This is a genomic window from Phenylobacterium sp., assembly GCF_036263695.1.
Taxonomy (GTDB): domain Bacteria; phylum Pseudomonadota; class Alphaproteobacteria; order Caulobacterales; family Caulobacteraceae; genus Phenylobacterium.
The window spans coordinates 1-9,140 of the sequence record NZ_DATAGM010000456.1; the positions used below are offsets into that span (position 1 = coordinate 1).

General features: G+C 70.5%; 9 protein-coding genes. 7 read left to right on the top strand and 2 right to left on the bottom strand.

Annotated features, from left to right (window positions below; translation table 11 throughout):
• The 5 genes from VHK87_RS18300 to VHK87_RS18320 all read left to right on the top strand — a co-directional run.
• Positions 1-796: ATP-binding protein (locus VHK87_RS18300; RefSeq protein WP_329636329.1), on the top strand; the 796-nt coding region annotated here is incomplete at its 5' end.
• A gap of 205 nt (positions 797-1,001) precedes the next feature.
• Positions 1,002-2,600, top strand: coding sequence for an efflux RND transporter periplasmic adaptor subunit (locus VHK87_RS18305; protein ID WP_329636330.1), 1,599 nt, complete (start codon positions 1,002-1,004; stop codon positions 2,598-2,600).
• 4 nt (positions 2,601-2,604) lie between these two features.
• Positions 2,605-3,291 carry an ABC transporter ATP-binding protein gene (locus VHK87_RS18310; RefSeq protein ID WP_329636331.1) on the top strand — a complete coding sequence of 229 codons (687 nt, stop codon included), beginning with the start codon at positions 2,605-2,607 and terminating at the stop codon, positions 3,289-3,291.
• A complete protein-coding gene (locus tag VHK87_RS18315) occupies positions 3,288-4,538 on the top strand; it encodes an ABC transporter permease (protein ID WP_329636332.1) in 1,251 nt (416 codons plus the stop codon). Before VHK87_RS18310 ends, VHK87_RS18315 begins: the two co-directional genes overlap by 4 nt.
• Before the next feature lie 233 nt (positions 4,539-4,771).
• A complete protein-coding gene (locus VHK87_RS18320) occupies positions 4,772-4,993 on the top strand; it encodes a general stress protein (RefSeq protein ID WP_329636333.1) in 222 nt (73 codons plus the stop codon).
• On the opposite strand, the gene egtB is transcribed toward VHK87_RS18320, so the two are convergent.
• Positions 4,990-7,218, bottom strand: a complete 2,229-nt coding sequence (gene egtB / locus VHK87_RS18325; RefSeq protein ID WP_329636334.1) for an ergothioneine biosynthesis protein EgtB — start codon at positions 7,216-7,218, stop codon at positions 4,990-4,992. The genes VHK87_RS18320 and egtB overlap by 4 nt on opposite strands.
• A gap of 218 nt (positions 7,219-7,436) precedes the next feature.
• Between egtB and VHK87_RS18330 the strand changes: the two genes are divergently transcribed.
• Positions 7,437-7,970: a sigma-70 family RNA polymerase sigma factor gene (locus VHK87_RS18330; protein ID WP_329636335.1), complete on the top strand. Its 534-nt coding sequence runs from the start codon at positions 7,437-7,439 to the stop codon at positions 7,968-7,970.
• On the opposite strand, the gene VHK87_RS18335 is transcribed toward VHK87_RS18330, so the two are convergent.
• Positions 7,967-8,155, bottom strand: a complete 189-nt coding sequence (locus VHK87_RS18335; protein WP_329636336.1) for a NepR family anti-sigma factor — start codon at positions 8,153-8,155, stop codon at positions 7,967-7,969. The two genes, VHK87_RS18330 and VHK87_RS18335, sit on opposite strands and share 4 nt — an antisense overlap.
• Positions 8,156-8,320: 165 nt before the next feature.
• Between VHK87_RS18335 and VHK87_RS18340 the strand changes: the two genes are divergently transcribed.
• A partial coding sequence (locus tag VHK87_RS18340) for a hypothetical protein (RefSeq protein ID WP_329636337.1) occupies positions 8,321-9,140 on the top strand: 820 nt, incomplete at its 3' end.

A 9,140-nucleotide genomic window follows, 5' to 3' on the forward strand; every position in this document is an offset into this window, starting at 1 on the left:
GCCGATCGCCTATCTGTTCGCCCGCCGGCTGTCGGCGCCGATCCGGCTGTTCGCCGACGCAGCCGAACGGCTCGGCCGCGATCCGCGCGCCCCGGCCCTGTCGCTGAAGGGCTCGGCCGAGATCGCCGTCGCGGTGCGCGCCTTCAACGAGATGCAGGAGCGGCTGAAGCGCTACGTGGAGGACCGCACCGCCATGGTCGGCGCCATCGCCCACGACCTGCGCACCCCCCTCACCCGCCTGCGCTTCCGCATCGAAAGCGCCCCCGAGGATGTCCGCGCCAAGATGGCCGCCGACATCGACCAGATGGAGGAGATGATCTCGGCGGCGCTCACCTTCGTGCGCGACGCTTCCAGCCATGGCGAGCGGACGGCGCTCGAGCTGTCGTCCCTCGTGGAGAGCGTCGCCGACGAGATGGCCGAGACCGGCGCCAAGACCGAGGTCGAGCAGGCCGAGAAGGTGGTGCTGGACGGCGACCCCATCGCGCTGCGCCGGCTGGTCACCAACCTGTTCGAGAACGCCGTGAAGTTCGGCGGCCAGGCGCGGGCCCGGGTGTTCAGGACCGAGAGCGCGGCCGTGGTGGAGATCGACGACGACGGTCCAGGCATTCCGCCCGGCGAGACCGAGCGGGTGTTCGAGCCCTTTTACCGACGCGAGCCCTCGCGCAGCCGCAAGACCGGCGGGGCGGGCCTGGGCCTGGCGGTGGTCCGCTCTGTGGCCCGCGGGCACGGCGGTGACGTGTCGCTGATCAACCGCCCCGGGGGCGGTCTCACCGCGCGAGTGGAGCTGCCGCTCTAAACCTTTGTTGCCATGCGGTAAGAGAGCCGCGCGGCCATGAAACGCCCACGCAACCTGAGCATGGTCTCTCCGTGCCCGAACGGGGCAGGCGAATCGGCGGTCATGCGCGGTTCAGCGGGCCACCCCTAAGGCCACGAGAGACATGCACGGCCGTACCCTCCCCCAAGACACGCCTCCCGGAATGAAACCCCCTGGCGTTCGGGCCATGCGCCGGCCGCCCAAGCTGCCGCGCCCGGCGATGATCGCCATCGCCGCGGCGGTGCTGGCGCTCGCCGCCTTCGTCGGCTGGCACTTCCGCCCGAAGGCCGACGAGGACCCGTACCGCACGGCCGCCGTCGAACAGGGCGCGATCACCCGCACCGTCTCGGCCTCCGGGGTGCTCGAGCCGCTGGTGACGGTCGACGTGGGCTCGCAGATCTCCGGCCTCGTCCGCGAGGTTCACGTCGATTTCAACGACATGGTCCGGCGCGGCCAGGTCCTGGCCGAGATCGACCCGCAGACCTTCGAATCCCGCGTCGCCCAGGGCCAGGCCGAGATCGCCGCGGGCACGGCGGCGCTGGCCACGACCCAGGCCGGCGTGCGCGAGGCGCAGGCCCGGCTGGAGGTCGCCCGCGCCGATTACAACCGCAAGCGCACCCTGGTCGAACAGAACATCTACGCCCCCTCGGTGCTGGAGCAGGCCGAGGCGGCGTACAAGCAGGCCCAGGCCGGCGTCGCCTCCGCCCAGGCGCAGGTGGCCCAGCAGCGGGCCCGCATCGGCCAGTCCCAGGCCGCCCTGCGCGCCCAGCAGGTGGACCTCGGCCGCACGACCATCACCTCGCCGATCGACGGCGTCGTAGTCGACCGCCAGGTCGAGCCCGGCCAGACGGTCGCCGCCAGCCTGCAGGCTCCGATCCTTTTCAAGATCGCCCAGGACCTGTCGAAGGTTGAGGTGAAGATCAGCGTCGACGAGGCCGACATCGGCCAGGTGCAGGAGGGCCAGCGGGTCCGCTTCACCGTCGACGCCTTCCCGGACGACAACTTCACCGGCGTGGTCACCCAGGTGCGCAAGCAGCCGGTCACCGAGAGCAACGTTACCGCCTATGTGGTGATGGCCCAGGCGGACAACCCGCAGGGGCGGCTGCTGCCCGGCATGACCGCCAACGCCGACATCATCCTTGAGGAGCGCCGGGGCGTCATGAAAGTCCCGGCCGCGGCGCTGCGCTGGACGCCGGATGGCGCCCAGCAGCAACAGCAGGTGCGCATCGGCCCTCCGGGCATGGGCGGCGGCTTCGGCGGCCCGCCAGGCGGCATGCGCCAGGGCGGCGGCCAAGGCGGACAGCGCGCCGGCCTGATGGGCGGCCAGGCCGTGGTTCAGCAGCTGGGCCTCGACGCCGGCCAGCAGAAGAAGGCCGAGCCGATCTTCGCCCAGATGCGCCAGAAGACCCGCGCCGCCATGGGCTCCGGCGACCGCGAAGGCGCCCGCAAAGCCCGCGAGGAGGCCTTCACCAAGCTGGAGGCCATCCTCAAGCCCGAGCAGAAGGCCAAGATGGCCGAGCTGCGCGCCCGCATGGCGGCGATGGGCGGCCGCCGCGGCGGAGCCGGCGGGCTCACCCCCGGCGTCGTCTACGTGCTGCGCGACGGCAAGCCGGTCGCCGTGCCGGTGCAGGTCGGCGCGACCGACGGCGCCTCCACCGAGATCCGCGGGCCGCTGAAGGCCGGCGACCACGTGATCACCGGCGGCGGCCCCAAGCCGAAGGTGCAGGCGCGCTCTCCCCTTGGGGGCGGCGGCGGTCAGGGCGGCGGGACGCGCGTGAGGCTCTGAGCGGATGATCGAAGTCCGCAACCTCACCAAGGTCTACCAGATGGGCGACGAGCGGGTGGCCGCCCTCGACGGCGTCACGCTGAGCATCGCGCGCGGCGAGCACATCGCGGTGATCGGCCCCTCGGGCTCAGGCAAGTCGACCCTGATGAATCTCCTGGGCGGCCTCGACCGGCCGGACGACGGCGCCTACCTGTTCGACGGCGAGGACGTCAGCGGCTTCGACGACGACGAGCTGGCCCAGTTCCGCAACCAGCGGATCGGCTTCTGCTTCCAGTCCTTCCAGCTGCTGCCCCGGCTCACCGCCCTGCAGAACGTCGAGCTGCCGATGATCTACGGCGGCTGGCCGCCGGCCCAACGGCGCGCGCGGGCCGCTGAGATGCTGGAGCGGGTGGGACTGACCACGCGCATGGGCCACCGGCCGACCCAGATGTCCGGCGGCCAGCAGCAGCGGGTGGCGATCGCCCGGGCGCTGGCCAACAGCCCCGACCTGTTGCTCGCCGATGAGCCTACCGGAGCGCTGGACACCCACACCACCCAGGAAGTGCTCGCCCTGTTCGAGGAGCTGAACCGTGACGGCCTGACCCTGGTGATCGTCACCCACGAGAACGAGGTCGCCGAGCACGCCCAGCGCCGCATCGCCTTCCGGGACGGCAAGATCGTTTCCGACGAGCGGACCCTGGCGCCCGCATGAAGTTCATCGAGCTCCTCCGCTTCGCCACCGGCGCCATTATCGCCCACCCGCTGCGCAGCGGACTGACCTCGCTGGGGGTGGTGATCGGCGTCGCCGCCGTGGTGATGATGACCTCCATCGGCTTGGGCGCGCAGCAGCGGGTCACCTCGACCATCGCCAGCCTGGGCTCGAACCTGATCATCGTCTCGCCGGGCGCGGCGCGGGGCGGCGGCGGGGGCGGCGGCGGCGGGTTCGTGATGGGCGGGGCCGGCACCGGCATGACGCTCACCGAGGACGACGCCGAGGCAATCGCCCGCGATGTCGAGGGCGCCATCGCGGTCGCCCCTGTCGTGCGCGGCCAGGCCCAGCTGGCCGCCGACGGCGCGAACTGGAACACCCGCATCGAGGGCGTCACGCCCGACTACCTTATCGCCCGCGACCTCACCCTCGCTTCGGGCCGGATGTTCGACGACCGCGAAGCCCGCCAGGGCAAGAAGGTCGTGGTGGTGGGCCAGACGGTGGCGCGCGAGCTGTGGGGCGAGCAGGATCCCATCGGCCGGCGCGTGCGGGTCCGTTCCGTGCCCTTCGAGGTGGTCGGCGTCCTGGAGTCCAAGGGCCAGTCCAGCTTCGGCCAGGACCAGGACGACGTGGTGCTGGGACCGCTTCAGGCGGTCCGCTCACGGGTCGTGGGCCGGCGGCTGCGCGGCGAGGTGGTGCAGACCATCTACGTCAAGGCCGAGAGCGAGGACGAGCTCACCCGGGTGCAGGAGGACGTCTCCAACGTCCTGCGCGTTCAGCACCGCATTCGGCCGGGCGAGGAGGACGACTTCTCGACCCAGAACATGGCCTCCATCCTCCAGGCCAGCCAGGCGGCGGTGGCGACCTTCACCATCCTGCTGGCGGCGGTCGCCGCCGTCTCGCTGGTGGTCGGCGGGGTCGGCATCATGAACATCATGCTGGTGGCGGTGACCGAGCGCACCCGCGAGATCGGCCTGCGGATGGCGGTGGGGGCCAGGCGCTCGGACGTGCTGATCCAATTCGCCCTGGAATCGGTGGCCCTGTCGCTGGCCGGCGGCATCATCGGCCTCACCATCGGAGTGCTCGGCGCGCTGGCGATCGCCCGGGTGGGCGACTGGCCGGCGGCGGTTCCCACGTGGGCCGGACCGCTCGCCCTCGGCTTCTCGATGCTGGTGGGCCTGGCCTTCGGCGCCTACCCCTCCTGGCGCGCCGCGAGGCTCGATCCGATCGAGGCGCTGCGCCGGGAATAACCCCGGCGAAGTTCACGGGTTTTTTCTCGCAACCTCATTGCGTTCTCGTTGGTTTGCTTGAGCGCAACCATACGCGAGACGCCATGTCCCTCTTCGGTACCGTCCATCACCCCCCAGCCGTCGCCGCGCCGCCCACCCCCGCCGGCGTGCGTACGGTCGGACGGAGCCTTGGAGAGGCGCTGAGACGGCGCTCGCGGCCCCTCCCCCACCCGTCGCCAAATCAGGAGTAGCTCATGGCCAACCTGGAACAGAACAAGCCGCGCGCCCGCCGGGGGTTCGCCGCAATGAACCCCGAACGTCGTCGCGAAATCGCCCGCAAGGGCGGCGCCAGCGTGCCCGGCGAGAAGCGCAGCTTCGCCAAAGACCGTGATCTCGCGGCCTCGGCCGGCCGCAAGGGCGGCGAAGCCTCGCGCGGCGGCGGCCGCGGCGGCCGCGGCGCCGAAGCGGAACGCTAGGCTTGCAGCAAGACGGCCGCAAACGCGGGGGCGGGGTTCGCAAAGCTCCGCCCCACGCGCCATCCCGCCTCGGCCGCCAGATTTGAGAAGCCCTCCACCGTGAACTTGTAGGAGTTCTCGGTGTGCAGGCTCTCCCCCTCCCGGAAAATGAAGCTTCGACCCAGCACGCGGACCCGCTGGCGCGCGCGCGAGACGAGGTGCATCTCGATCCGGCTTTCGGCGGCGTTCCACACCGCCCGGTGATCGAACCCGTCTGGGTCGAAGTCGCCGCCAAGTTCGCGGTTGATCCGCGCCAGCAGGTTCTTGTTGAACGCCGCGGTCACCCCCTGGGCATCGTCGTAGGCGGCGACCAACGTGGCGGCATCTTTCACGAGGTCGATGCCCACCAGCAGGTGCGCCCCCTCTCCCAACAACCGACGGGCGTTGGCCAGGAGGGCGGTCGCGTCGCCGGGCGTGAAATTGCCGATGGTCGATCCGGGGAAGAAGCCGAAGTGCGGCAAGCCCCGCACGGCGGCCGGCAGTTCGAGGGCGGCGGTGAAATCGTCCACGAGCGGCTCCACCGCCAAGCCCGGATAGTCCCGGCGGATCGCCGCCGCCGCCGCTTCCAGCGCCTCGCGGCTGATGTCGATCGGGACGTAGGCGGCGAGCTGCGGCGCGGCGTCGAGCACGATCCGCGTCTTGACGCTCGCTCCGCTGCCGAACTCCACCAGCACCGCCCCATCCGGGATTTCGGCGGCGATCTCGGCGGCGTTCCGCGACAAGAGCGCCGTCTCGGTGCGCGTCGGGTAGTATTCCTCCAGCTCGCAGATCGCCTCGAACAGGCGCGAGCCCTCGGCGTCGTAGAAGTGCTTGGGCGGGATGCTCTTGGCGGTCTTGGAGAGGCCCTCCAGGACGTCGGTGGCGAACATGACGTCGGTGGCGAAGCTGGAGCGGAGCGGCCGCGCTTTCCGCGCCTTCGGCTCGGCGTCGTCCGCCAGCCTGAGGCCTGAGAACATCCACCGTTGGTGCGGGTAGAAGAAGTTGCGGTAGCTCGCCCGCACGTGCCCAGGCGGGGTCACGCAGGCGCCGCCCCTCAGCACCATCTGGCCGACCATGAACTTGCCGTTGTACTCGCCGACCGCCCCGGCCGCCGGACGGAATCCGGGATAGGGCGAATAGGCGCTGCGGGTCCACTGCCACAGCTCACCGTACATCTGGCGCAGCCCCTCGGCGTGCGCGGCCGCGGTGCGGGGGGTCAGCCGTCCGCCGCCATCCGGCGTCGTGGCCTGGGCGGAGTGCTCCCACTCCGCTTCGGTGGGCAAACGGCGTCCCGCCCATGCGGCGAAGGCTTCGGCCTCGTAGTAGCTGATGTGGCTTACAGGAGCCCCCGGATCGACGGGGCGGAGCCCGTGCAGGGTCATGGCCTGCCAGCCGTCCTCTCCTTGCCGCCAGTAGAGCGGCGCTTGCCAGCCCTCGGCCTGCACGCGGGCCCAGCCCTCGGAAAGCCAGTATTCGGGGCGGCGGTAGCCGCCGTCCTCGATGAAGGCCAGCCAGTCGCCGTTGGTGACCAACCGGTCCGCCAACCGATAAGGCTCCAGCCAGACCTTGTGTCGCGGCCCCTCGTTGTCGAAGGCGAACGCCTCGCCGGGGTGTCCGATCTCCACCAGCCCGCCCTCGAACTCGAGCCACGCAGCTTCGTCCGCCGGCTCGCTCACGGCCGCCGCGGGCGCGGGCCGGTAAGCGGGGCTCAGCGCCGACTGGGCGAATAGGTGCAAGATGTCCATCAGGATGAGCTCCTGATGCTGTTCCTCGTGCGCCAGGCCGAGCTCCAGCAGCTCAGGCGCGCCGCCCTCTTCCAGCAGCAGCTCCATGTGCTGGTCGACCCGGGCGCGGTAGGCCAGCACCTCCTCCAACGCCGGGCGGGTGATCAGGCCGCGCAGCGGTCTCGGATGACGGTCGCCCACCGCCTCATAATAGGAGTTGAAGAGATAGCCGTAGCGCTCGTCGAAGGCCCGGTAGCCGGGGACCAGCGGCTTCAGGATGAAGGTCTCGAAGAACCAGGTGGTGTGCGCCAGGTGCCACTTGGTCGGACTGGCGTCCGGCATCGACTGGACGACCTGGTCTTCCGGGCTGAGCGGTCGCGCGAGTTCCAGCGTCCGGGCCCGCACCTGGCGGTACCGTTGCAGGGCCTCGCATTCAGCCTCCGGCGAGGGGCGCATTGGACCGGCGTACTCGGACGGGGGCATGCCTTCTCCTCGCCGCAAGGTCCATATTTGGGGAACGCGGGCCCCCGATCCAAGGAGAAGCTTAGCGTGGTCGGCGCCCAACGCCACGGTTTCTCGGAAGTTCCCGAAATAGGTGGGTTTTCCACCGCGAAAGGGCCGGAACGTAAGGAGTGGCGGTACGTTCAACGACCGCCGGGAGCGGGCCGGAACTATCGGGGCGAAGTAATCGGAGGGCCGCCATGACCTCGCCTATCAACTGGCGCGACGAGGTGGTTTCGCTGATCCCCGCCCTGCGCGCTTTCGCCTGGTCGCTCAGCCACAACGGGTCCGACGCCGACGACCTGGTGCAGGACACCCTGATCAAGGCCTGGACCAACCGTGAGAAGTTCGAGCCCGGCACCAATCTCAGGGCTTGGCTCTTCACCATCCTCCGGAACACCTACTACACCAATGTGATCCGCCGCCGGCGCGAGGTGCGCGACGAGGCCGGCGAGTACGCCAGCGGCCTGAAGGCGCCGGCCACCCAGGATTGGAGCGTGGCCATGCGCACGCTGCAGGCGGCGCTCGCCCAACTCCCGGACGAACATCGAGAGGCGCTGATTCTGGTCGGCGCGGCGGGCCTCTCCTACGAGGAAGCCGCCGAGATCTGCGGCTGCGCGCTCGGCACCATCAAGAGTCGGGTCAATCGCGCCCGCGCGCGTCTGCTGAAGATCATGGACGCCGAGGACGCCACCGACGTGATGGCCAGCGAGTTCGCGGTGGCCGGCCGCTAGGCCGAGCGTGAAGCCCTATTCACCGCCCGGAGAGGCGCGGCGCCCGCATCCTCGCCTTCGTCCAACTGGTCGATGATCGACATCAGCCGGTCGGGGATCGGCATCGCTTCAACAGCCTGGAACATCTCCCTCAAACGCTGGGAGACGGCGTCGAGTTTAGCCTGGTCGATCTCTTTGCGCGTCATGGCGGTTCCCACAGCCTGCACGCGAGTCGTACCTCATACCGGTTAATCAAACAGGTGACATTACGGCGCAGGTTCGCCTGCCGGGCGAGCGTGGCCAAATCGGAACAAGCCCCAGCGTCAGCGGTTGAGCCCCCGAGGACCAACGCCAAGACAAGGGACAGCGAGATGCCTGGCCGCGACGACTTCCGCAGCAACCGGGAATACGAAGAGTACGAGCGCCGGCGGCGCGAAATGGACCGCGACCCGCAGCGCCGCATGGGCGGGGCCGAGCGCCGCTCGTTCGAGGACCGTGGCCGCTTCGGCGGCGAGGAGGCGCGTTACGGCGCTCAGAACCAACGCGGCCGGCTCGGCGACTATCCGGGCGCCACTGGCGACGCCGAGGCCTGGCGAGCCGAGCGGGCCGGCAGCCGCTACGATCAGGACCGGGCTCAATACGGACCAGGCCGCGACCAGGACCGTTGGCGCCAACAGGTCAGCGGTGGCTCGCGCCCCGAGCGCGACCAGGGCCGCGCAGGCGGCCGTGACCCGCTTGGCTACGGCGGCCAGGAGTATGGCATGGAGGCGCATGGCGGCTATGGCGGCGCCGGCGGCGACTTCGCGCGATCCTCGTCGATCGTCCAGCGGACCACCGACGGCGCAGCCGGCCGTCGCCTCGAGGAACGGTTCGGCCAGGACGACCGGGGCGACCCGCCGTTCCGCGGCGATCAACAACGCGGCGGCGGCGGCCACGTCACCTGGCGCGACGACGGCGGCGCCTACGGCGACAGCCATCTCGATAGCCAGGACCGGGCGATGGAGGAATTCGGCGTGCCGCATGATTACGGCTTCCATCCCCACGACGACGAGTTCGAGCCGCACTACACCCACTGGCGCGACGCTCAACTGCGCCGCCACGACGAGGAGTACCGCCGCTGGCGCACCGAGCAGCAGCGGCAGTACGACGAATACTACAAGGCTTGGCGCGGCGAACGCCGCGAGAGCTTTG

What these genes read in the sequence shown, in the direction of transcription:
- VHK87_RS18305 (WP_329636330.1), top strand. Translation starts at nt 1,002, where the DNA reads ATGCGCCGGCCGCCCAAGCTGCCGCGCCCGGCGATGATCGCCATCGCC.
- VHK87_RS18310 (WP_329636331.1), top strand. Translation starts at nt 2,605, where the DNA reads ATGATCGAAGTCCGCAACCTCACCAAGGTCTACCAGATGGGCGACGAG.
- VHK87_RS18315 (WP_329636332.1), top strand. Translation starts at nt 3,288, where the DNA reads ATGAAGTTCATCGAGCTCCTCCGCTTCGCCACCGGCGCCATTATCGCC.
- VHK87_RS18320 (WP_329636333.1), top strand. Translation starts at nt 4,772, where the DNA reads ATGGCCAACCTGGAACAGAACAAGCCGCGCGCCCGCCGGGGGTTCGCC.
- egtB (WP_329636334.1), bottom strand. Translation starts at nt 7,218, where the DNA reads ATGCCCCCGTCCGAGTACGCCGGTCCAATGCGCCCCTCGCCGGAGGCT.
- VHK87_RS18330 (WP_329636335.1), top strand. Translation starts at nt 7,437, where the DNA reads ATGACCTCGCCTATCAACTGGCGCGACGAGGTGGTTTCGCTGATCCCC.
- VHK87_RS18335 (WP_329636336.1), bottom strand. Translation starts at nt 8,155, where the DNA reads ATGACGCGCAAAGAGATCGACCAGGCTAAACTCGACGCCGTCTCCCAG.